We start from the raw sequence: 23264 nt of genomic DNA on the forward strand, positions 1-23264 counted from the left end.
GGGGCGGTTCGCCGTTTCCTTGAAATACCCTGCGGCCGGCTTCAGCGTTTCCAGAAGCCGGCGTGGGGGGCGGCCGCCTCGGCCTCCAGCCACGGCCCATGCACCTCGATGCGGCGCTGGCCGCGGGCGAACACCTCGCGGCACGGCAGCGAAAAGGTCGGGTTCTCCGGGTGGTCGCCGGTGAGGCCGAGCAGCGCGTGCTCCGACAGCGCATACACCACGCGGCCGATGCCGCACCAGTAGATCGCGCCGGCGCACATCGCGCAGGGCTCGGCGCTGGAATACAGCGTGGCCTTGGCCAGCTCTTCCGGCGTCAGGCGGCGCGCCGCCAGCGCCGCGGCGACCAGCTCGGCGTGGCGGGTCGGATCGCCGTCGGGGGGCAGGGAATCGTTGCCGGCCTCTGCGACGATAGTCCCGGCAGCATCGACGACCAATGCGGCGAAGGGGTGCTTGCCGCTGTCGCGCACCCGGCGGGACAGCTCGATGGCGTAACGCAGGAAATGTTCGTCCTGGGACGTGGGAAAGGACATGCTCGTGCTCCGTTGGAAGGTGGCCGGATTATGGCCGCCGCCGCGGGCCGCTTTCTGCGTCGAACCATATACCGGTCATAACGGAACCGGGATGGGTTCGCGGTGGTCCGGTTGTTACAGTGGCTCCCACGACGCACAACCCTGCCCACGGAGATTGCCCCCATGTCCCTGTCCCGCTTCAAGACCGCCGCCACCTGTGTCTTCGTGACACTGGGGCTGGCCAGCCAGGCCTTCGCCGCCGACCCCGCCAAGATCGGCTTCGTGTACATCGGCCCGACCGGCGACCACGGCTGGACCTTTTCCCATGACCAGGGCCGCAAGGCCGTGGACGCCAAGTTCGGCGACAAGGTGAAGACCACCTTCGTCGAGAACGTGCCGGAAACCGCCGACGCCGAGCGGGTCTTCCGCGACCTGGCCCAGCAGGGCTACAAGATCATCTTCGGCACCTCCTTCGGCTACATGAACCAGGAGGTGAAGGTCGCCAAAGCCTTCCCGAACACCAAGTTCATGCATGCCACCGGCTACAAGACGGCCCCCAACCTGGGCGTCTACGACGTGCGTACCTATGAAGGCGCCTACATGCTCGGCGTGGTGGCCGGCAAGATGAGCAAGACCGGCAAGCTCGGCGTGGTGGCATCCATCCCCATCCCCGAGGTGATCCGCAACATCAACGCCTTCACCCTCGGCGCCCGCAGCGTCAATCCGAAGGCCACCACCCGCGCGATCTGGGTGAACAGCTGGTTCGACCCGGGCAAGGAACGCGAGGCCGCGCTGACCCTGATCGCCCAGGGCTCCGACGTGCTGATGCAGAACACCGACTCGCCGGCCGTCGTGCAGGCCGCCCAGGAGAAGGGCGTGCTGGCCTTCGGCTGGGATTCCGACATGACCAAGTTCGGCGGCAAGGCCCACCTGGCGGCCTCGGTGCTGCACTGGGACGTGATCTACACCAAGGCCGTCAGTGACGTGCTCGACGGTACCTGGAAGTCCGGCGATATCTGGTGGGGTGTGAAGGAGGGCGCGGTGAACATCGAGTCCTTCGGCCCGGCCGTGCCGGCCGATGTGAAGAAGCTCGCCGAGGAGCGCCGCGACGCGATCAAGGCCGGCAAGCTGCATCCCTTCACCGGCCCGCTAAAGGGCCAGGACGGCAAGGAAGTGCTGGCCGCCGCCAAGACCATGGGCGACCCGGACCTGCGCAAGATGAATTTCTACGTGGAAGGCGTGGAAGGCTCGATCCCGAAGTAAGGCCTTCGCGTCGGCGTGCGGCAAGGGGCTCGCTCTGTCCCTTGCAGCACGCCGCATCGTTCAGTTCCGTCGCCGCCGGGCCAGCAGGCCGGCGCCGCCCAATGCGGCCAGGGCCAGGCTGCCGGGCTCAGGTACGTTCAGTGACGACAGGGTCATCGGTGCGAAGGCCATGTCCAGATTGCCGTTGCTGTCGGAGGCGGTACCGAAGATGTCCACCGCAGCGATGCCGAACATGCCCGGTGCCGCTGGGGCGGACAAGCCGTTCGAGATGGGCACGGCCGAGATCGAATCCAGTGGATTGCCGAAGCTGTCGAAGTTGAACACCAGCAGCATGCCGTCGGCAAAGCCGTTCAGCTCGGTGCCGATCGTCGTCGAACCAAGCCTATAGACCAGTCCCCAGCCGATGGCCAGAGTCTGCAGGAAATCGTTGTAATCGATGTTGAAGGCACTGACCGCGGCATTGCCGGAGAAGGACAGCTGAAAGTCGTCGATTTCCCCGTTGGCGCCATTGATATAGCCGTCGCCGTTCAAATCCGTTCCGTTGAAGTAGCCACTCACTTCGCCCCCGCTGGAGTAACCTGCCTGATGGAAGTTGTAGGTGGCGGCATGGCTGAACGTGGCGAGAACCAGCAGACCGAGGCCTGCGATGGCACGGCGAAGCGTGAATCTATGCATGGTGAGTCCCCGAATGGTTAGGTAATTGCAGTCCCATGTGCACGACTTGTCTATGCAATTGGGGTTGTGCAGTGTATGCCTTATGAATTGACGGGGGCGCTTCCGATTACCCGTCCCGGTCACTCGGCCGCCGCATCTCGATTGAACCGTTCCTGTTGTGGAGAAATGATCATGACCGCCAGCGACGCCCTCTCCCTGGCCCTTGGCATGCCCAAGGCCGAGCTGCACGTCCACATCGAGGGCACTCTCGAACCCGAGCTGGCCTTTGCGCTGGCCCGCCGCAACGGCATCGCGCTGCCCTACGCCGATGAGGCCGCACTGAAGGCGGCATACGCCTTCGACAGCCTGCAGAGCTTTCTCGACCTGTACTACGCCTGCGCCGACGTGCTGCGCACCCGCGAGGATTTCCGCGACCTGATGCTGGCCTACCTGGAACGGGCCGCGGCGGATGGCGTGATCCACGCCGAGATCTTCTTCGACCCGCAGACCCACACCGCCCGCGGCATTCCCTTCGCCACCGTGCTCGACGGCCTCGACGACGGGCTGGCCGAAGGGGCGCGGCGCTGGGGCATCTCGGGGCGCCTGATCCTGTGTTTCCTGCGCCACCTCAGCGAGGACGAATGCCTGGCCACGCTGGCCGAGGCCGAGCCCTACCTGGCGCGCATCCACGGTTTCGGCCTGGATTCGTCCGAGCGCGGCCACCCGCCGTCCAAGTTCGTGCGCCTGTTCGCCCGCTGCCGCGAACTGGGCAAGCCGGTGGTCGCCCACGCCGGCGAGGAAGGCCCGCCGGAATACATCACCGAAGCCCTCGACCTGCTCGGCGCCCGGCGCATCGACCACGGCGTGCGGGCGGTGGACGACCCCGCGGTGCTGGCCCGCCTGGCCAGGGAAGGCATTCCGCTGACCGTCTGCCCGCTGTCCAACACGCGCCTGTGCGTGTTCAAGGACATGCGCGAGCACAGCCTGCCGCGCCTGCTCGCCGCCGGCGCCAAGGCGATGCTCAACAGCGACGACCCGGCTTATTTCGGCGGCTACCTCAACGCCAACATCCGCGCGGTGCACGACGCCTTCCATTTCGACGCCGCCACCTGGTACCGGCTGGCGCGCAACAGCTTCGAGGCGAGTTTTGCGACGGAAGAAGAGAAGGCCGGCTGGATTGCCAGGCTGGATGCCCATTTCGCCGCGGCCGGTATGTCGCACTGAGGCTGGCGGGGCTCCGTCGTCGCACCGTGCCGTGCCGTGCCGTGCCGTGCCGTAGCGTCAAGCTGTCGACAGCTTTCTGCGGTTCGATAGACGTTTGGGAGGGGGATCAGCCCTTTTCCGTCTTTGCGACGAACGGAGCCGAAAATGAAGAACAAGCATTTCAAGCGGGTCGCCTGGGTGCTGGGCCTCGGCGTTCAGGCCGCCTGGCTGGTAAGCCCCGCGCTGGCCGATGACGTGATCCATGCCCGCGAAGGCGTCCGTGCGCCGCAGGGCTATGCGCGCCCGCCGTTCCACATCCATCCGTCGGTCACCAATACCGCGCCAAGCGGGCTGACGCCGGCTCTGGTGCGCCACGCCTACGGCTTCGACCAGATCGCCAATGGTGGCGAGGGACAAACCATCGCGATCATCGACGCCTACGATGACCCGTCGATCGAATCCGACTTGGGCGTTTTCAGCGCCACCTTCGGCCTGCCGGCCTGTACGACCGCCAATGGCTGCTTCACCAAGATCTATGCGGCCGGGAGCAAACCCAAGAGCGACGCCGGCTGGTCGCTGGAAATGGCGCTGGACGTGGAGTGGGCCCACGCGATCGCACCGAACGCCAAGATCATGCTGGTTGAGGCCCGTTCGAGCAGCTTTTCCGACCTGCTGACCGCGGTGGACGTCGCCGTGAAGAAGGGCGCCACCGCGGTGTCGATGAGCTTCGGCGGTAGCGAATTCAGCAGCGAAACCTACTACGACAGCCACTTCAAGGTGTCGGGAGTGGCGTTTACCGCCTCATCCGGCGACAGCGGTGCCGGCGTCGAATACCCGTCGGCCTCCCAGTATGTGTTGAGCGTTGGCGGCAGCACCCTCAGCGTCGATTCGGCCGGCAATTATGTCGGCGAGAGCGCCTGGTCGGGCAGCGGTGGTGGCTTGAGTGCCTACGAGCCGGAACCGGCGGGCCAGACCAACCTGCCGACGCCCTATGCCGGCAAGCGTGGTAGTCCCGACGTAACCTACGACGCCAATCCCGCCACCGGTTTCCCGGTGTACAGCAGTGTCACCTATGCCAACCAGTCCGGCTGGTTCCAGGTCGGCGGCACCAGCGCCGGTGCACCGCAATGGGCGGCCCTGCTGGCCATCGTCAATTCCCAGCGCGCAGCCCTCGGGCGTGCCCGCCTGGCGGCGCCCTACAACAATCTCTACGCCGTCGCCAAAAGCGCCTATGGTGATTTCAACGACATCACCACCGGCAGCAACGGTAGCTGCGGCACCCTGTGTTCGGCCAGTGGCGGCTACGACTACGTGACCGGCCTCGGCAGCCCGAAGGCGGCCTTGCTGGTGCCCGCGCTGGTGGCGCTGCCCTGAACCTGGCGCCGCCGGCGTGATCGAAAGCAGGCATTCCCGTAACCCACGGGTTCGTCGGCGGCCCTGACACGCGCAGCGGACGCGTGCCGCAGCCGCTCCCCCGCCGCAGGCGGGCATATGGAGGAGTGAGCGATGGCAAGCGAGATCGACACGGGGGCCGCGCAGCGCGGCCCTGGCACCGTTTTACTGCTGGTGGCCACGCGCAAGGGCGCCTGGCTGTACCACAGCGACGCGACCCGCCAGCATTGGCGGGTGGATGGCCCCCACTTCCTGGGCCACATCATCAACCACCTGGTGCTCGACCCGCGCGACGGGCGCACGCTGCTGGCGGCCGCCAAGACCGGCCACCTCGGGCCGACGGTGTTCCGTTCCACCGACCTGGGGCGCAGCTGGCAGGAAGCCGCCCGGCCGCCGGCCTTCGCCCCGGCCCCCGAGGGTCAGGTAGGACGTTCGGTGGACCACACCTTCTGGCTGACCCCCGGCCATGCCGACCAGCCTGGCGTGTGGTACGCCGGCACTTCGCCGCAGGGTCTGTTCCGTTCGGAGGACGGCGGCGTCAGCTGGGCACCGTTCTCGCCGATCAACGACGACCCGCAGTACCGCAAGTGGATGGGTACCGTACAGGACGGCACGCCGGACGGCCCCAAGCTGCACTCCATCATCGTCGACCCGCGTGACGCCGAGCACCTGTACTTCGCCATGTCCGGCGGCGGCGTGCATGAATCGGGGGACGGCGGCCGCAGCTTCGCGCCGCTGCTCAGCGGCATCGAGGTCGTCGAAGGCTTCGACGGCAGCGACCCGACCTTCCACGATCCCCACTGCGTGCGCCTGTGCCCGACCAATCCGGACCGGCTGTACCAGCAGAACCACTGCGGCATCTACCGCCTCGACCGCCCGTCCGACACCTGGCAGCGCATCGGCCGCGCGATGCCGGCGGAGGTCGGCGACATCGGCTTCCCGATGGTCGTCCATCCCCGTGATGCGAATGCGGTATGGGTCTTTCCGATGGACGGCACCAGCGTGTGGCCGCGTACCAGCCCCGGTGGCAAGCCGGCGGTGTATGGCACCCGCGACGGCGGTGAAAGTTGGCAGCGCCTCGACGCCGGCCTGCCGGCCGAGCAGGCGTGGTGGACCGTCAAGCGGCAGGCCATGACGGCCGACAGTGCCGACCCGGTCGGCCTGTATTTCGGCACCACCAGCGGCGAGCTGTGGATGAGCGGCGACGAGGGCAGCCAATGGACGCGCATCGCCGCGCACCTGCCGGAGATCTACGCGGTGGAGGTGGCTATGGGGGTGGAGGGCGCGCCGTGAAGGTGCTGATCCCCAGCGCGCTGCGCTCCTACACCGAGCAGGCGTACGCCGAGGCGGGCGGGGACACGCTGGCGGCGGTGCTGGCCGAACTGGACCTGCGCTATCCGGGCATCCGCTTCCGCATGATCGACGAGCAGAACCGCATCCGCCCGCACATCCGCTTCTTCGTCGATGGGGAGCAGGTCTTCGACCTGGCCCGGCGGCTGGACGGTGTGCAGGAGCTGGTCATCGTGCAGGCCCTCAGCGGCGGCTAAGGCGAGGCAACTGAGGCGGGGCAAAAAAGGAGGGACGACGGGCGAGAGGGAGGATTCGCCCGCCGTCCCGGCGGCACGGCCGAGGGGTCGGCGGCTGCCGTAACAACAACGCGGAGAACAACGAGGAGAAAACTTTCAATCAGCGGCACGGACCGGCCAAGGCCCGCGCCGCCGAAAGGGTGGGGTTACCGGCTCAGTTCTGCATGTACACCACGTGGGTCTCGGTGTACTCGTAGAGGCCGTGCTTGCCGTCGGCACCGCCGATGCCGGACTTGCGGCGGCCGGCGTGGAAGCCCTGCATGGCTTCGAAGTGCTCGCGGTTCACATAGGTCTCGCCGAAGCGCAGCTCGCGGCAGGCCTGCATCGCCGCGTTGAGGTCCTTGGTGAAGATCGACGAAGTCAGGCCGTACTCCGAATCGTTGGCCAGCGCGATGGCCTCGTCGAGGCTGTCCACCGTCTGGATCGGTAGCACCGGGCCGAAGATCTCCTTGCGCATGATCTCCATGTCGGCGCTGCAGCCGGTGACCACCGTCGGCTCGTAGTGGAAGCCCGTCGGGCGGTCCGCCACGCGGCCGCCGAGGATCACCTCGGCGCCCTGTTCGCGGGCGCGGCTCACCATCGCCGCCACCTTGTCGAGACCGATCTGGTTCACCAGCGGGCCCATGTGCACATCCGGCTCGGCCAGCGGGTCGCCATAGCGGGTGGCGGCCATCAGCGTGCGCACCTTGGCGGTGAATGCATCGGCCACCGATTTTTCCACGTAGACCCGTTCGGCGCAGTTGCACACCTGCCCGGTGTTGATCACGCGGGAATCCACTACCGCCTTGGCGGCCAGGTCCAGGTCGGCGCTGGTCAGCACGATGGCCGGCGCCTTGCCGCCCAGCTCCAGGTTCACGCGGGTCAGGTTGCGGCCGGCGGCCTGCATGATCGTCGAGCCGGTGGCGACGCTGCCGGTGAAGCTGATCAGGCCCACGTCCGGGTGGGTGCACAGGCTGGCCCCCACGTCGGCGCCGCGCCCGCCGACCAGGTTGAAGACCCCCGCCGGCAGGCCGGCCTCGGCCACCAGACGGGCGAACTCGAAGGCGTTGATCGGCGTCTCCTCGCTCGGCTTGACGACGATGGTGTTGCCGGTGACCAGCGCCGGCGCCATCTTGCGGGCGATCAGGAAGAACGGGAAATTCCACGGCAGGATGCCGACAGTCACGCCGATCGGCTTGCGATGCACGAAGATCGTCTCGCCCGGCCGGTCGCTCTGCAGAATCTCGCCCTCGATGCGGCGCGCCCACTCGGCCATGTAGTCCATGTAGTCGGCGGTGAAATCCACCTCGACGCGGGCCAGGCCGAGGACCTTGCCCTGCTCGCGGGTGATGATCTCGGCGAGGCGCTCCTTGTTCTCCCGCACCTTGGCGGCGATGGCCTTCAGGTGGGCGGCGCGCTGGATCGCCGGCAGGCGTTCCCAGCCCGGCTGGGCGCGGCGGGCGGCGTCCACCGCGGCATTCACCTCGTCGCTGCTGGCGGTGGGGATGCGCGCCAGCAGCGCGTGGTTGGCCGGGTTATGCACGTCGATGGCGGTTGAGGCGTCGGCGGGCACGAAGCGGCCGTCGATGTAGTTCTCGTAGAGGGTCGTCACGGTAGGTCTCCTGAGGTGTGTCGGGGTTGGGGTGTGGGGGTGTTGGCGGGGAAAGGTCAGGCGGCCGGGCGGGCGAGCTTCTTGCCGACGCTCTCCGACACGTAGCCGAAGGCGAGGCCGGCAATCCAGGTCAGGGCGACGAGGGCGATGCTGAGGTCGATCTTTCCGCCGGAGCCGAAGAAGGACGCCGCGCCGAGGAAGGCCGCCGGCGTGTAGGACAGGGCGCCGATGTCGGCCATCGCCACCAGCACGAAGGCCAGCACGGCGACCAGCCCGATCAGGGGGCCGAGGCCGCCGCCCAGCGCCTGCACCCCGGCGAGGGTCACGGCGGTGAGCAGGATGCCGGCCAGGCCGGCGCCGAGGGCCTTGCTCAGCCCGCCGCTGCCGCCGCCGGCGGCGAAGAAGGCGGCCCAGGCGACGAAGCCGATCCACGGATTGAAGCCCAGGTTCGGGTTGCCGACGCTGAGATAAACCCAGGCGGCGACGAGCAGGGCGATGCTGAAGGCGAGGGCATGCAGGATCTTCATGGGAACACTCCTTGGCGCTGGTTCGGGGGAATCACCACACGTAGGCGTACTTGATGTTCACGCTGTTGTTGGCGGCGTGGTTCTTGCCGTCGATGCTGGACGAGTAGCGCAGGCTGATGGACTGGTTGTCGAAGGTGTGGAACATCACCCCGACGCCGCCGTCCAGCACGCGGGCGCTGGGCTGGTTGTTGCGGCTGCTGGTGCTCTCGTAGTCGAGGGCGATGAAGGGCTCGAGCAGGCCGGTGACGCGGTAGCCGAGGCGTTGGTTGGTGTGGAAGGTGTTGCCGGGGCGGCTGCCGTCCTTCTTCTCGCTCTGGAAGACCATGCCGGCGTCGGCGGTCCATCCGAGCTTGTCGGTGAGGCGCACGTCCCACAGGAAGCTCGACAGGTTCTTCCAGTTGGTGTCGCTGACCCGGTCGTCGCCGACCGGAACCTGCAGGAAGGACTGGAAGCCGAAGGTGGAGTCGGGGCTCGGCTTCATCCACACCGCGAAGCCGGTCAGCGGATCGCCGATGCCGCTGATGTGGCGGTCGGCGGCGTTGGCCGCGTGCTGGTTGCGCACGCCGATCTCCGGCACGATCACCTCGTAGGCGAGGCCGATCTTCGGGTTGCCTTCCGGCGTCCAGAAGCGCACGTACTTGGACATGCCGACGATGGTCTGGCTGCCGTCGCCCTTCACCTTGTCGCCGTTGGCGTTGAAGGTGTCCTTGTTGTTCTGCACGTAGCCGTACTGCACGAAGACGTTGAAGGGCTTGAAGTCCACCGGCAACTCGTATTCGTGGGGGCCGATGACGTCGAAGGTGGTCTGGGCGAAGGCGGCGGGGGCGCAGGCGGCGCCCAGGCCGGCCAGTGCGGTGGCGGCCAGCAGGCGGCGGAAGGGGGTGTGAAGGGTCTGCATGAATGTCTCCTTTGTCGTTTTTGGGCGTGAGTCCTCCCGCTGCGCCGCCGGAGGGCGGCGCGGGGCGGATTACGCGGGTGGGCTGAACCGGGGTGGAGTGGGGTGGATTGGGGGGGCGGGCTTACTTCTGCAGCTTGTAGACCAAGATCGTGCCGCCCTGGGGTACGACGGTCTTGTGATCGAGCACCGCGTCGAAGGCGCCCTGCATGCGCTGGGCATCGACGCCCCAGCCGGACTGCACGGCCACGTACTGCTCGCCATCCACCTCGAAGGACGAGGGCACGCCGGTGACGCCGGACGGGGTCGGGGTCTCCCACAGCACCTTGCCGCTCTTGGCGTCGAGGGCGCGGAACATGCGGTCGTTGGTGCCGCCGCCGAACACCAGGTTGCCGGCGGTGGTCATCAGCGGGCCCCAGTTCATCTCGGGGTAGGTGTGGGTCCACACCTTCTTGCCGGTCTTCAGGTCCCAGGCCTGCACTTCACCGATGTGCTGGCGGGATTTCTCGGTCATCCGCACGTTGGTCAGGATGTTGTCGAGGGACACACCGATGTACAGGCTGCCGGCCTTGTACTTGACCGGTTCGCCGGTCAGCTCGGAACACAGGTTGTTGTTGGCCGGGATGTAGAGCAGGCCGGTCTGCGGGTTGTAGGCTTCCGGCGGCCAGTCCTTGCCACCCCACAGGGACGGACAGAAGTCCGTCTTCTTGCCGGTGCCGGGAATGCGCTTCGGGTCGTAGGTCGGCCGGCCGGTCTTGGGGTCGAGGCTGGTGAACACGTTCTGCGTCACGTAGGGCCAGGCATCCACATAATTGACCTTGTCCTGGGTGCGCTCCAGCAGCCACAGGTAGCCGTTGCGGCCGGCGTGCACCAGGGACTTGAACTTCTTGCCCTTGTGCTCCAGGTCGATCAGCAGCGGCGCGGAGACCTCGTCCCAGTCCCAGGCGTCGTTCCAGTGGTACTGGTGGTGGCCCTTGATCTTGCCGGTGTCCACGTCGAGGGCGATGGTGGAGTTGGCGTAGAGGTTGTCGCCGGGGCGGGTGTCGGGCATCCACGGGCCGGCGTTGCCGACGCCCCAGTAGGCGATGTTGGTCTGGGAGTCGTAGGTGCCGGTGATCCACACCGAGCCGCCGCCGGTCTTGTAGGTTTCGCCGGGCCAGGTTTCGCTGCCTGCTTCGCCGGGGCCGGCGATGGTGTAGGTACGCCAGGCTTCCTTGCCGGAGTCGGCGTCGAAGGCGGCGATGAAGCCGCGGATGCCCAGCTCGCCGCCGGACGAGCCGACCATGATCTTGCCTTTGGCGGCCAGCGGGGCGAGGGTCATGTAGTAGCCCTTCTTCCAGTCGGCCACGGCGACCTTCCACAGCTCCTTGCCGGTGGCCGCGTCGAGGGCCACCAGGAAGGCGTCGGTGGTGGCCAGGTAGAGCTTGTCGCCGTACAGCGCCACGCCGCGGTTGGTGGGGTGGAGCTGCATCAGCTCGTCGGGGATGGTCTTCTTGTAGCGCCACAGCTCCTTGCCGGTGGCGGCTTCCAGCGCGATCACCTGGTTGTTCGGCGTGGACACGTACATGTAGCCGTTATTGACGATGGGCGGCGCCTGGTGGCCCTCGGTCATGCCGGTGGTGTAGGACCAGGCCGGCACCAGCTTGCCGACGTTCTGGTTGGTGATCTGCTTGAGCGGGCTGTAGCCCCAGCCTTCGTAGTTGCCGCGGTACATCAGCCAGTTGCCGGCCTCGGGTTTGGTCAGGCGGGCGTCGGTGACGGGGCTGTAGGGGGCCAGGCTGGCGCCGGCCAGCATGGGGACGAGGGCCAGGCTGGCACACAGGGCCTTGAGTCGGGTTTTCATTTGCAGATGTCTCCTTTATTGCTTTGGTGTGGGCGAGCGGGTGAGGCGGGGAAAAATCAGGCGGACTTGGCGACGCCGGGGTGGGACGTGAAGGGGCCGGCCACCACCAGTACGCCGTTCTCCTCCTTCAGCGGCAGCAGCGGCAGGGTGCGCGGGGCCGGGCCGGCGACGACCTGGCCGCCCTGGCTGGGGGAGAACTTGGAGAAGTGGCAGTAGCACATCAGGGTCTTGTCCTTGGCGACCCATTCGGAAACCTCGCAGCCCTGGTGCGTGCACACCGCCGAATAGGCCAGCACGCCGCCGGCGGCATAGGCGCGGGTCTCGTCGGTGAGCTCCTGCGGATCGACGCGGACCAGGATCACCTTGTTGAGGCGGGAGCCGTCGCGCACCTCGCCGCTGGCCGGCTCGAAGGGGAAGGCGGCCACCGGCTTGGCATCCGGCTGGATTTCGCTGCAGCGCAGGGGCTGGGCCTTGCCCTCGTTGTCGCTGCGCGCCAATTGGTCACCGACTTTCGGTTTCGAATTGGCGTCGTCGTCGGCAAGGACATTGCGGCCAATTCCCAGCCCGGCGCAAAGGAGCAGTGCCGAAGTGGCTTTCAGCGTTTCCCGTCTATTGGGATTGGCCACGTTCTCCGGCGTGGTCTCGGCAATCGGTGTGGAGGGCGTCCTGTTCATATTCCTGTCCTGCGTTCTGGTTTGTGGCCGGGTCTATTAGGCAAAGCCTGTGCCACAGAATTGAAATGAAGCGCAGGAAGGACAGGGTTGATTTGTTTTATTGTTTTAAATCAAATGTTTTTTGTTTTTATGGATGGCGTTGGATTTGTCTTTAATCCATATTGGATTGAATTGGCGGCCGCCCGTCGCCTGCCCGTGCACTACAGGTGTAGCGGGGTCTGCATCAGGTGTCGTGTCGCAAAACCGTAATTCGCTACAGGCCGCTTTTCTGCTGCGCTGCGGTATTCGTCCGGGTATTTCCTTATTCGCTTCTTTTTATTCGCAGCGGCAATTTCCATGCGCTATCATCCAGCCACAAATAGCAGCCGCAGCGGTGGATTCCGCCAGCGCGGCGCACGCTTTATAAGTGGGTGGGGACGAGGAGATGGATATGCAGGGCAGGCACACCGATGCCTTGGCCGGGGGGCTCTTGCCCGGCGGAATGCTGAGCCTGGCGGCCACCGAGGCGCGCTTGCGCGAATCGTGGCGGCGCTCGGAGGAAACCTACCGCATCGATCCCTCGACGCGTTCCCGCCCGCGGGTGCTGTCGGCGGCTGAATTCCGCGACCTGCGCGACCGTACCGCCACCTTCCTGCGTATCGCCCAGTTGGGCGTGGCGCGCCTGCATGAGCAGGTGCGCGATTCCGGCTATTGCGTGCTGCTCACCACCGGCGACGGCACCAGCGTGGATTTCCGCGGCACGCCCAGCCTGGACGCGGAGTTCCGGCGCCGCGGCTTCATTGCCGGGGCCTGCTGGTCGGAATCCGACGAGGGCACCTGCGGCGTCGGTACCGCCATCGTGGACCGGGCGGCGATCCTGGTGCATCGGGAGGAGCATTTCCGCAACCACAACCACGGCATCACCTGCAGCGCGGCGCCGGTGTTCGGCCCCCGCGACGAGCTGGTGGGTGTGCTGAACGCGTCGGCCTTCGCGGCGCCGGAGAACCGCAGCAGCCAGTCGGTGGTGTTCCGGCTGGTCCAGCAGAACGCGCTGGCCATCGAGAACGCGCTATTTGTAGAGAGCTACAAGACGGCCTGGATCCTGTCGATCAGTGGGCCAGGGGATTGCTGGAGCCTTGGCGAGGCGCACTGCCTGGCCTTCGACGACGGCGGGCGCATCCTGGCCGCCAGCCGGCGCCTGCGGGCCGGGTTGTTCCCGGGCGCGGAACTGCCGTCGCGGCGCATCGAGGACGTCTTCGACCTGTCCGCCGACGAGCTGGTGAAGCGTGCCCACGAGCGCCCCGGTGCGCCGATCCCGCTGCGCTGCCTGGCCAACGGGGTGCGCTTCGAGGCCCAGCTGCGCGCGCCGGTGCGCGAGGCCGCGGTGCCGGCGACGCTGTCGGTGAAGCGCGGCTTCGACGCGCTGGCCGCCGAGGACCCGCGGGTGCTGGAGAGCATCGAGCGGGTCAAGCGGGTGGTGGACCGCAAGCTGACCATCCTGCTGCTCGGCGAGACCGGCTCCGGCAAGGAAGCCTTCGCCCGCGCGATCCACGGCCACAGCCTGCGCCGCGACAAGCCCTTCGTGGCCCTCAACTGTGCGGCGATCCCGGAGAGCCTGATCGAGAGCGAGCTGTTCGGTTACAAGGAGGGCGCCTTCACTGGCGCCAAGGCCAAGGGCTCGAAGGGCAAGGTCCAGCAGTCCAGCGGTGGCACGCTGTTCCTCGACGAGATCGGCGACATGCCGCTGGCGCTGCAGACGCGCCTGCTGCGCGTGCTGGCCGAGGGCGAGGTGGTGGCGCTGGGCGCGTCGGAACCGGAGGCGGTGGATCTCAACGTGGTCTGCGCGACCCACCGGGACCTGGCGGCAATGGTGCGCGCCGGCCAGTTTCGTGAAGACCTGTATTACCGCCTCAATGCGGCGGTGTTCCGCCTGCCGGCGCTGCGCGAGCGCTCCGACCGGCGGGTGGTGATCCGCCAGGTGCTGGCCCAGGAACTGGCCACCGCCGGCCGCCCGCTGAGCCTGCCCGATGATGTGCTCGAACAGCTGGCCGCCTACCCGTGGCCGGGCAACATCCGCGAACTGCGCAACGCGCTGCGCTTTGCGGTGGCGGTGTGTGACGACGGCGTGCTGGCGGCGGCGCATTTTCCCGATGGCTTGCAGGCACCGGTGCTGGCCGTTGCCGCGTCATCGTTCGCCATGTCTGCCCCCATGCCGGAGGCGGGCCGCTCGGCCGGCAGCGAGCGGGACATCCTGCTCGACGAACTGCGCCGCTGCCACTGGAACATCTCGGCCGCGGCTGCCGCCATCGGCGTGTCGCGCTCGACGCTGTACCGGCGCATGCAGCGCCAGGGCATCGTCGCCCCCAATGCCGCCGACGCGCTGGAGGCCCACGGGCGGCTGACGCACTGAGCTTTCGCGCGCCGCTGCGGGTGCTGGCGGGGCGGCGCGGCAAGCCCGGCTCAGCTCACGCGATGCGCCGGTGGCGTGGACGAATCATTGCGTCCGGTGGCTGGAGGGTTCTGTCAGTCCGATGGAAGATTTTTTCATCCGAAAAAAACGCTTTTTCGGATGAAAAAAAAGCTGCGTCACGCCACCCGAGCGTTTTGTCATGCGGCGCAAGTTTTCCGTCTGGCGACGAAATCGTCCGGCGGCCTGGCAAAACGATTTTGTCGTGTGACAGAACCGTTCCGTCACGCGTCTCGGAAAATTTTCCATATGACAAAAGATTTTTGTCATATGGAAAAACGGATTTTTCACGCCACCGGATGATTTTTTCGGCCGAAAAAATCAATTTTTCCTATGACGGAATCGTCCGGCGTGCCATCCCGACGGGGGGAAAGCCGCCCCGTTCAGGCTCACACCGTGGCGTAGGCGCTGCTGTCCGCGGCGCGGCCCTTCGGTGCGGCGCCGGCGGCCGGCTTCTGCAGGGCCGGCGAATTGCGCACCACCGAGATGATCTGCTCGCGGAACCAGCGGCATTCCTCCTCATAGTGGCTGCGGTCGTGCCACAGCAGATAGAAGCTCATTTTCGGAAACTCGATCGGCGGCTCGGCGACGGCCAGCGGCATCATCTTGGCGCAGTGTTCGGCGAAGATCCGCGGGCTGGAGAACAGCATGTCGGTCTCCAGCAGCAGGTAGGGCACCAGCCCGAAGTAGGGCACATAGGCCACCACGTTGCGCTTCATGCGCTCGCGGGCCAGGTGCAGGTCGATGACGCCGCGCTGGCCCACCGCGTAGGGCGTCGGCACCAGGTGCTCGGCGGCCAGGTATTCGGCGGTGCCCAGCGGCTTGCCGGCCAGCGGGTGGCCCTTGCGCATCAGGCACACCACCTCGTCCTCGAACAGCGGCGCGATGCGCAGGTTTTCCGGCGGCTGCGGCCAGTTGCCGATCACCACGTCGAGCTCGCCGTTCTCCATCGCGCGGGCGTAGTCGTAATCCGGCCCGAGGGAATGGAAGGCCACCTGGCTGTGCGGCGCCAGCTTGCGCAGACGGGCGACGATCTCGCCGAGGAGCACTGCGTTGAGGTAGTCCGGCGTGGCGATGTTGAAGATGCGCCGCGAGCTGGCCGCGTCGAACTTGACCTGCCGCACCGCGATCGCCTCGATCTGCTGCAACGCGATCTTGACCGGCTCAAGCAGCCCGGCGCCGCGTTCGGTGGGCGTCATGCCGTTGCGACAGCGCACCAGCAACTGGTCGCCAGTGATGTCGCGCAGGCGCCGCAGCGCGGTGCTGACCGCCGGCTGGGACTGGTTGAGGCGGCGCGCCGCCTTGCTCACGCTGCACTCGGTGAGCAGGGCGTGCAGTACGCGCAGCAGATGGACATCCATGGAATCCCAGGTGCAGTTCGCGGCCATGTCGGCTCTCCGATGAATGGTTGATTGCATGTTGCGGTGCAAAAAACGGGCCATGGGGGAAAGGCACGTATTCGGGGCGGATAGCGGGGGCCGTCGCCCGGAATGGGGGCCGATGTGGTGCGGGGCCGCTGTGTGGGCACTGCGCTGGTGCGCAGGAAAAGGTGTGGGGGCGGCGGCAGGCGGGTTTTCGGGATGAAGTTCGTGCAGTCGTTCGCTAGCGCCGATCTCGGCGGTGCGCTGGTCGAGATGGCGTCGTAGCGGAGGTGAATGTGCTGACTACCGATCTTGCGTCACGGAGCCCCGCGGCGCATCATGCGGGGGCTGCTGCAAACAACAGCGGCCGGGCTTGGCGGCCCGGATTAATCTAGTCGGACGACCGCCCCGAGCGGTTTTTTTACGTCCGGAGCATGGTGTCGTCCCCAGTGGGCGGGCCGTGCGGGAGGGGAAACCCTGCCGGTTCCTAGATTCCGGTCCGCCAACCTGCACGGTTCTGCCCCCCAGCTTGGCGGCGGGGAGCAGAGAAGCAGACCGATATCTAGGAGATCCACCATGTCTCATCTCGTCCGTACATTCAAACTGGGAAGGGAGGCTTGGCAATGAGCCCGGACCTGACCTTCACTGCAAGCGATCGGCTCTACAGCCTCCATTCGGATGTCAATTCACTGACCCTCACCGACCAACTGAGTGCCCGACTGGCCCAGTTATCGGCCCTTCTCGCCATGACGCGCGGTGAGCAAGGCAAGGCATTCAGGTTGATGAATGCCCAGTGGCAGGACAGCTTCATGTGGGCCTGCGGCATGATGGCCATGGAAGCACAGGAGCTGTTTGGTGTTTTGAGTTGTCTTGAAGCAAGGGGCCGCCTGGAATCTGAAGACGAATGTCATCAGGGGCTTTCGACGTAAGCTCAGGTAAGCCATATCGCTCTGGGGTGGGCCTTCGTCCTGAACGATATGGCGCGCCTTGTGGGGAGACTAGTTCTTGGGTGTCTCTCCTTAGGGGGAAAGCGCTACCGCCGCGGAGCTTGTAGGCTTTGTGGATTGCCTTTGACGATCAGCGAGTAGTCGGCCTTCTTGTCGAGGAGCCTGATGATTCACGATGCTCTTATCGAGATCGCGTGGAGCCTCATCTTGTTCGAGATATCTTGGATTTTTCTAGGGGATATAAATGCCGGAAATTAATTCTGAAGCCGCGAGAGATTGGTCTTCAAAGTAAGTCTCATTGTAAGTTCCTGATTTAAATTTAAAATATACATCTGCAGCAATAACATCAGCTCCGTTTATCCTCGCCTGAGAAGTCTCTCCAATCAAATTATCGTTTTGATATATATCCTGACTTGTATACGAAGTTGAAATTGATTCAAGTCCTGCCGCGGAAGCAGAGATAAGCTCTCCGACGTCAGTAACTCCATTGTTGTTCGCATCGCGCCAAAGACTCAATTTTCCAAAATCGGCGTCAGCCCTTGATACGACCCCGTCACCATTCGTATCAAGTTCAGACAGCTTCGCATAACCAACGCCCCGCTCCATACCGCCGAATAACTCTCCTGAGTTATCAACTTTTCCATTGTTGTTCTTGTCGATCGCAAGAAAGGCGTCGTGGCTAGAAATCCATGCAGTTCTATCATTAACTCCATCCCCGTCAATGTCAAAATAGACAGAGTGTGATGAGTAAGAAAGTGTTTGAATGCCGTCACCATCAATATCTATAACAATTGGAGAGGCGATCCCGAGGAGTACCTTTTGCTCAATGGGGTCATAGTTGACCTGAATACCCAATTTTTTGGCAAAATATTTCAGACGAGCCAAGTGGATATCCGCCTCAGAGTCTGGAGATTCATATTGAGCATAGAAGTCAGAGCCAACCGGATGGTCTGCCAACCAAGACATTGAATTTACGAAATTTTGAGCGTCAGATATATTCGAAGCGCTGGCAAGAATATTTAGGATGTTGGAAGTTGCAACACTGACATACTCATTTCCACATATATACTCCGCCAATTTTGCGTATGTATCTGTAAGCGTTCCATCCGAAAGAAAGTTCTTCACAGACCACTGTCCAAAACCTGCGTACTTGAGAGCCTCGTCAGCAAAGTCAACACAGTTATTACACAAGCCGAAATAGCTATTATTCAAAGCATCAGCGGCACGTGAAAAGTAAAGAGATCGCTCGAAGTCTTCTTTCGAAACATATATTGCAGTACTCTGAGAGATCATTCGCCCTGAATTATCTTCAATTTGAACCCCAGAGGTAGGGTTCACATTTGAACCATAAGTCACTGTGTCGTATCCAGGCCCAGAATATGTAATATTCACATGGCCAGTAGGTCCGGCAGTAATCTGATTGACGTTAATAACGTACGCATCATTGCTCATGGCAACACCCTTTCGGCTAATAAATTTATCGAGACCATTTCAAGAGGAACACACCGTCGTCGCCAGTCTCTTCAAGTACCGCTCTAACCTTCTTCCCAGAACTACAGAAGAGCCAGTATCGAGATACGTCAGCACCAAGACGAGTCCTTCCACCTCTAGGTTTATTAATTCCATGCTTCCTTTTTAGCTCGTCGTACTCTGGGACAAATCGACATGGATCATTAAATGCTGCTCTAACCACTTCCATATACTCGTGGTTATTGAGGATAAACGGAGAAACTCTCACTCTCATGCATCGAGCACTAATTTGACAGCTCTTGTCACTCAGAGGAGAGTCCGCATCAACCGCTCTGCAGCCAAGTCGTACCCATTCATTCAAGCCGTCACTCTGGGAGCAAAGCTTGCGTCCTTCCCCCTCATTGATCGGCTTGGTTGCCTGCTCAAAGTACGACTGACCGGCCGCCCATCTCTTCTTTATTTGATATGAATGAAAATCCTCGCCGTTGATTTTCAAAGAGAGCGCTTGATCGGCCGCATCAAGAAATGCGACTTGCGTCGTTTGCTCCCCACTCAGCCAACCCAACTCTCGATACGTCGAAGCGGATAGAGACTCGCCCGACGAAACACAGCCACACAGGATGGAAAGAAAAAGAGGAGAAAGAATGAGGGGCTTACCCACAAGCCGTTTAATCACCTTCGGTACAACCATAAATTAATCCTTAAAAACATGAGCTTAATTTTTAAGCCTAAGGCATAAAAATAAATCGAATTAATCAGAAGTTCACCACATCAATACCAAGCGCCATCACAGGAGACCGACAGACCCGCATTTGAAGTATCTTGCAGTCTATTTCTAATCTTGGAAAAATAAAAAAGCCACGCTTCAGCAATGTAGATGCTGATACGTGGCTTGCTGGAGGCTAAACCTCTCTGGCTGGCTTATATGTAAAATGTGCTGATAAGTATGCTCTCGGTACGAGAAAAGGACATCAGCCAAAAGATATAGACTCGGGAATTTTAATTCACATGCATCATGTGATGTGCATCACTATATATTCAAAAAGAGAAGTATTAGTAGGGTATTCGCCTGCGATGACGCCACAGCTCTGATAAGAGATCATCTATGGCATCCGGTGCCGGAGAATCTGCTGGAGTGTTCAGGGCCGACAGTGGGTAACACACTGGCAGTCAACTGATGCCCGAAATGCAGCAAGGGCCGGCTGCGCTATGCAGGCCGGCCCTTGCCGTATGAGTGCTACGAACCCGTACGCAGCTTGGTTAGACCACCCCAGCCCCATGCGCCTGCTGATCCGCCCAGTAACTGGAGCGGACCATCGGGCCGCAGGCGGCGTTCTTGAAGCCCATCTTGAGCGCTTCGGTCTCGAACATCTTGAAGGTGTCGGGATGGACGTAGCGCAGCACCGGCAGGTGGCCGCCGGAGGGCTGGAGGTATTGACCGATGGTGAGCATGTCCACGTTGTGGGCGCGCATGTCGCGCATCACTTCGAGGATTTCCTCGTCGGTTTCACCGAGGCCGACCATCAGGCCGGACTTGGTGTTGACCTCCGGGTGGCGGGCCTTGAACTGCTTGAGCAGTTCCAGCGAGTAAGCGTAGTCGGCACCTGGGCGGGCCTGCTTGTAGAGGCGCGGCACGGTTTCCAGGTTGTGGTTCATGACGTCCGGCGTGGACTGGTCGAAGATGTCCAGCGCCACGTCCATGCGGCCGCGGAAGTCGGGCACCAGGACTTCGATGGTGGTCTTGGGGCTGGCTTCGCGCGTGGAGCGGATGCACTCGACGAAGTGCTGGGCGCCGCCGTCGCGCAGGTCGTCCCGGTCTACGCTGGTGATCACCACGTAGTTGAGGCGCATCGCGGCGATGGTCTTGGCCAGGTTGGTCGGCTCGTTGGTGTCCAGCGGCTCGGGGCGGCCGTGGCCGACGTCGCAGAAGGGGCAGCGGCGGGTGCAGATGTCACCCATGATCATGAAGGTGGCCGTGCCCTTGCCGAAGCATTCGTGGATGTTGGGGCAGGAGGCTTCTTCGCAGACGGTGTGCAGCTTGTGCTCGCGCAGGGTGTCCTTGATCTCGTTGAAGCGTTCGGCTTCGACGCCGGCGCCGAGCTTGATGCGGATCCAGTCGGGCTTCTTGAGGCGCTCGGCGGGAACGATCTTGATGGGGATGCGGGCGGTCTTTTCGGCGCCGCGTTGCTTGCGGCTCTCGGAATCCATTGAATCTAATCCTTTGGTAAGGCGGTGGGCGGTACTTCGGGAAAATGCCGCTGGAGGTGGCCGAGAAGCCGTTCGGCGACTTCGTCGGGGCCTTCAGTCACGCCGAAGTCCTTGAGTTGTATTGTCTTGAGCCCACTATAGCCGCAAGGGTTGATCCACGTAAACGGGGTTAAATCCATGTCGACGTTAAGGGAAAGGCCGTGATAGCTGCAGCCGTTGCGTACGCGCAGGCCGAGGGCGGCGACCTTTTCGCCGGCGATATACACGCCAGGCGCGCCGTCCTTGCGTTCAGCGGTGAGGCCGAAGTCGGCGACGCAGTCGATGATGGCCTGTTCGAGCAGGTTCACCATTTCGCGCACCTTGAGGTGGCGGCGATGCAGGTCGAGCAGCAGGTAGGCGACCACCTGGCCGGGGCCGTGGTAGGTGATCTGGCCGCCGCGGTCGATCTTGACCAGCGGGATTTCGGTGGCGTGCAGCAGGTGTTCGGGCTTACCGGCCTGGCCGAGGGTGTAGACCGGCGGGTGCTGGACCAGCCACAACTCGTCCGGGGTGGTGTCGTTGCGGCTGGCGGTGAATTCCTGCATGGCCCGCCAGGTGGGCTCGTAGGGCACCAGGCCCAGGTGGCGGACGATCACAGTACGACCTTGACCAGCGGGTGGGCGGTCAGTGCGCGGTAGAGATCGTCGAGCTGGGCCTGGGAAATGGCATTGACGGTACAGGTGATGGACAGGTAGTTGCCCTTGGCCGACGGGCGCATCTCCATCGCGGTGCCATCGAAGTCCGGCGCGTGCACCGTCACCACTTCCAGCACGGCCTGGGCGAAGCCGTCGACCCGCGCGCCCATAATCTTGATCGGGAATTCGCAGGGGAATTCGAGCAGGGTGGTGCGTTGTTCAGTCATGGATGTTCCTGGTTGAGGGTGAGGCGTCGGGGCGGGCGCGCGCTGTGCGTCCACCCTCACAAGATGCGGGCGCAGGTGCCCAACTTCAAGTGTCCCGACGCGATCCTCAGGTGCCGCAGGTGTCAGAACTTCTTGAACCACAGGCGGATGGCGTCCCACAGGCGGCCGAACCAGCCGGCCTCGGGGACGTCGGAGAGGGCGACCAGCGGGTATTCGCCGATGGTCTTGCCATCGACAGACAGCTGCACGCTGGCGATCTTCTGGCCCTTGGTGATCGGGGCGATCAGGTCCGGCGGGGGCACGATGGTGGTCTTCACCTTCTGGGCGTCGCCCTTCGGCAGGGACAGGATCAGGTCGCTCAGCACGCCGACCTTGACGCTGCTCTCGGCGCCCTTCCAGACGCGGAAATCGCTGACCGCCTGGTTGGCGGTGTAGACCTTGGCGTCGTCGTAGGCCAGGTAGCCCCAGTTGAGCAGCTTCTGGGATTCCTGGGCGCGCACGTTGTCGCTGGTGGTGCCCACGACCACCGAGATCAGGCGGCGGTCATTGCGCTTGGCGGAGGAGATCAGGCAGTAGCCGGCGCTCTCGGTGTGGCCGGTCTTGAGGCCGTCGACGGTGGGGTCGAGGGCGAGCAGGCGGTTGCGGTTGGGCTGGCGGATCTTGTTGTAGGTGTATTCCTTGATGGAATAGATCGGGTAGAAGTCCGGGAAGTCGCGGATGATCGCGGCGGACAGCATCGCCAGGTCGTGCACCGAGGCCAGGTGGGTCGGGCTGGGCAGGCCGGTGGAGTTCTCGAAGTGGGTGTTCTTGAGGCCGAGACGGGCGGCTTCCTTGTTCATCAGCTGCACGAAGTTCTCTTCGGAGCCGGCGATGGCTTCGGACAGCGCGATGCAGGCGTCGTTGCCGGACTGGATGATCATGCCGTGGATCAGTTCCTTCACGGTGACCGGCATGTTGGGCTCGATGAACATCTTGGAGCCGCTGATCTTCCAGGCCTTTTCCGAGACGGGAACGATCTGGTCGAGGGTGATGGTCTTGTTCTTGATCGCCGCGAACGTGAGGTAGGCGGTCATCAGCTTGGTCAGTGATGCCGGCTCGATACGCTCGTCGGGTTTCTCGGAGGTGAGCACCTGGCCGGAGCCCACGTCGAGGAGCAGCCAGGCTCGTGCAGCGACGGTCGGTGGGACCATCTGGGCGAAGACGAGGGTGGGAATCAGCAGCAGGAGCAGGATGAAACGACGCAACATGGTGGGGTGGGGAGAAGCAAAAGCGCAATTATAGACACCCCGTCCGGTGCCCGACGCCCGAGTTTGTAATGGTTTTTTTGCACTGCAGCGGGAACTCCATTAGGCTCGCCCTGTCTGGATCGATGCAATGCAACTCATTCGCCGTGGTCTATCCCTCGTGCTGGCCTGTCTCGTGCTCATCTGGGCAGGGGCGGCCTTTGCCGACGATTGCATCGACGCGGCGGAAGACCTGGCCGACTATATGCAGAGCGCGGAGCAATTCCACGAAGAGGCGGATCCGTTGGTCCTCGATCTGCACGGCGCCGATCCGCAGGACTGCCCGGCCCTCTCTGGCGGCATCCCGCTCCCTGTCCTCCATCTCGTAGAAGTCCGCCCGGAAGCCATTCCGCCGGTGTGGCACTCCGTCCTGCCGCAGCCCGCGGCGCCCCCTCCCAGAAACGCCTGAACGACCGGCCCGTCAGGGCCGGTTGCGCCTTCACGTCTTGTTCCGGACGGGCCTTGTGTCGCCTGTCGGTTGTCGAATAACAAAACGAGAGCAGCACCCATT

General features: G+C 63.8%; 22 protein-coding genes. 9 read left to right on the forward strand and 13 right to left on the reverse strand.

The window, feature by feature from the left end:
- Positions 1-41: 41 nt before the first annotated feature.
- Positions 42-530: a nucleoside deaminase gene (locus tag AC1PQG_RS00100; protein WP_481120661.1), complete on the reverse strand. Its 489-nt coding sequence runs from the start codon at positions 528-530 to the stop codon at positions 42-44.
- A gap of 162 nt (positions 531-692) precedes the next feature.
- Here AC1PQG_RS00100 and AC1PQG_RS00105 point away from each other — a divergent pair, with 162 nt between their 5' ends.
- On the forward strand, positions 693-1772 hold the full coding sequence (locus AC1PQG_RS00105) for a BMP family ABC transporter substrate-binding protein (RefSeq protein WP_481120662.1): 1080 nt from the start codon (positions 693-695) through the stop codon (positions 1770-1772).
- 60 nt (positions 1773-1832) lie between these two features.
- On the opposite strand, the gene AC1PQG_RS00110 is transcribed toward AC1PQG_RS00105, so the two are convergent.
- Positions 1833-2447: a PEP-CTERM sorting domain-containing protein gene (locus tag AC1PQG_RS00110; RefSeq protein WP_481120663.1), complete on the reverse strand. Its 615-nt coding sequence runs from the start codon at positions 2445-2447 to the stop codon at positions 1833-1835.
- A gap of 171 nt (positions 2448-2618) precedes the next feature.
- On the opposite strand from AC1PQG_RS00110, the gene AC1PQG_RS00115 reads away from it, so the two are divergent.
- The 4 genes from AC1PQG_RS00115 to AC1PQG_RS00130 all read left to right on the forward strand — a co-directional run bounded on the left by AC1PQG_RS00115 (position 2619) and on the right by AC1PQG_RS00130 (position 6568).
- Entirely contained in the window at positions 2619-3650 is a 1032-nt protein-coding gene (locus AC1PQG_RS00115) for an adenosine deaminase (protein ID WP_481120664.1), read from the forward strand.
- 144 nt (positions 3651-3794) lie between these two features.
- Positions 3795-5003 (forward strand): S53 family peptidase, encoded by a 1209-nt coding sequence (locus AC1PQG_RS00120; RefSeq protein WP_481120665.1) that lies wholly within the window; start codon positions 3795-3797, stop codon positions 5001-5003.
- A gap of 132 nt (positions 5004-5135) precedes the next feature.
- On the forward strand, positions 5136-6314 hold the full coding sequence (locus AC1PQG_RS00125) for a glycosyl hydrolase (protein ID WP_481120666.1): 1179 nt from the start codon (positions 5136-5138) through the stop codon (positions 6312-6314).
- Entirely contained in the window at positions 6311-6568 is a 258-nt protein-coding gene (locus tag AC1PQG_RS00130; protein ID WP_481120667.1) for a MoaD/ThiS family protein, read from the forward strand. The genes AC1PQG_RS00125 and AC1PQG_RS00130 overlap by 4 nt, the downstream gene beginning before the upstream one ends.
- Positions 6569-6761: 193 nt before the next feature.
- Here the strand turns inward: AC1PQG_RS00130 and aldA are convergent, their stop codons facing one another.
- From aldA to AC1PQG_RS00155, 5 genes are all read right to left on the reverse strand, one after another.
- Entirely contained in the window at positions 6762-8198 is a 1437-nt protein-coding gene (gene aldA / locus AC1PQG_RS00135; protein WP_481120668.1) for an aldehyde dehydrogenase, read from the reverse strand.
- Positions 8199-8254: 56 nt separating this feature from the next.
- Entirely contained in the window at positions 8255-8725 is a 471-nt protein-coding gene (locus AC1PQG_RS00140) for a DUF1097 domain-containing protein (RefSeq protein WP_079437098.1), read from the reverse strand.
- Between the two features lie 31 nt (positions 8726-8756).
- Complete coding sequence (locus tag AC1PQG_RS00145) at positions 8757-9623, reverse strand: transporter (RefSeq protein WP_481120669.1); 867 nt, start codon at positions 9621-9623, stop codon at positions 8757-8759.
- Between the two features lie 121 nt (positions 9624-9744).
- Positions 9745-11463 (reverse strand): methanol/ethanol family PQQ-dependent dehydrogenase, encoded by a 1719-nt coding sequence (locus AC1PQG_RS00150; RefSeq protein ID WP_481120670.1) that lies wholly within the window; start codon positions 11461-11463, stop codon positions 9745-9747.
- Positions 11464-11519: 56 nt separating this feature from the next.
- The gene (locus tag AC1PQG_RS00155) at positions 11520-12137 is read right to left on the reverse strand and encodes a QcrA and Rieske domain-containing protein (protein WP_481120671.1); all 618 of its coding nucleotides are present in this window, start codon (positions 12135-12137) and stop codon (positions 11520-11522) included.
- Positions 12138-12567: 430 nt separating this feature from the next.
- Here AC1PQG_RS00155 and AC1PQG_RS00160 point away from each other — a divergent pair, with 430 nt between their 5' ends.
- Entirely contained in the window at positions 12568-14526 is a 1959-nt protein-coding gene (locus tag AC1PQG_RS00160; RefSeq protein ID WP_481120672.1) for a sigma-54-dependent Fis family transcriptional regulator, read from the forward strand.
- A 75-nt stretch (positions 14527-14601) separates the two neighbouring features.
- Positions 14602-14886 (forward strand): hypothetical protein, encoded by a 285-nt coding sequence (locus AC1PQG_RS00165; protein ID WP_481120673.1) that lies wholly within the window; start codon positions 14602-14604, stop codon positions 14884-14886.
- 86 nt (positions 14887-14972) lie between these two features.
- Here AC1PQG_RS00165 and AC1PQG_RS00170 read toward each other — a convergent pair whose 3' ends face one another.
- The gene (locus AC1PQG_RS00170) at positions 14973-15971 is read right to left on the reverse strand and encodes a LysR substrate-binding domain-containing protein (RefSeq protein ID WP_481120674.1); all 999 of its coding nucleotides are present in this window, start codon (positions 15969-15971) and stop codon (positions 14973-14975) included.
- Between the two features lie 596 nt (positions 15972-16567).
- Between AC1PQG_RS00170 and AC1PQG_RS00175 the strand changes: the two genes are divergently transcribed.
- Positions 16568-16873: a hypothetical protein gene (locus AC1PQG_RS00175; RefSeq protein ID WP_481120675.1), complete on the forward strand. Its 306-nt coding sequence runs from the start codon at positions 16568-16570 to the stop codon at positions 16871-16873.
- Between the two features lie 249 nt (positions 16874-17122).
- On the opposite strand, the gene AC1PQG_RS00180 is transcribed toward AC1PQG_RS00175, so the two are convergent.
- The 5 genes from AC1PQG_RS00180 to AC1PQG_RS00200 all read right to left on the reverse strand — a co-directional run bounded on the left by AC1PQG_RS00180 (position 17123) and on the right by AC1PQG_RS00200 (position 22717).
- A complete protein-coding gene (locus tag AC1PQG_RS00180; RefSeq protein WP_481120676.1) occupies positions 17123-18343 on the reverse strand; it encodes an EF-hand domain-containing protein in 1221 nt (406 codons plus the stop codon).
- Positions 18344-19621: 1278 nt separating this feature from the next.
- Complete coding sequence (lipA, locus tag AC1PQG_RS00185) at positions 19622-20569, reverse strand: lipoyl synthase (protein ID WP_481120677.1); 948 nt, start codon at positions 20567-20569, stop codon at positions 19622-19624.
- A gap of 5 nt (positions 20570-20574) precedes the next feature.
- Positions 20575-21204: a lipoyl(octanoyl) transferase LipB gene (gene lipB / locus AC1PQG_RS00190; RefSeq protein ID WP_481120678.1), complete on the reverse strand. Its 630-nt coding sequence runs from the start codon at positions 21202-21204 to the stop codon at positions 20575-20577.
- A complete protein-coding gene (locus tag AC1PQG_RS00195; protein ID WP_481120679.1) occupies positions 21201-21470 on the reverse strand; it encodes a YbeD family protein in 270 nt (89 codons plus the stop codon). The genes lipB and AC1PQG_RS00195 overlap by 4 nt, the downstream gene beginning before the upstream one ends.
- Positions 21471-21592: 122 nt before the next feature.
- Positions 21593-22717: a D-alanyl-D-alanine carboxypeptidase family protein gene (locus AC1PQG_RS00200; RefSeq protein WP_481120680.1), complete on the reverse strand. Its 1125-nt coding sequence runs from the start codon at positions 22715-22717 to the stop codon at positions 21593-21595.
- A gap of 127 nt (positions 22718-22844) precedes the next feature.
- On the opposite strand from AC1PQG_RS00200, the gene AC1PQG_RS00205 reads away from it, so the two are divergent.
- The gene (locus tag AC1PQG_RS00205) at positions 22845-23162 is read left to right on the forward strand and encodes a hypothetical protein (protein WP_481120681.1); all 318 of its coding nucleotides are present in this window, start codon (positions 22845-22847) and stop codon (positions 23160-23162) included.
- The last annotated feature ends 102 nt before the right edge of the window (positions 23163-23264 follow it).

Source organism: Zoogloea sp. GDB6, from assembly GCF_056724105.1.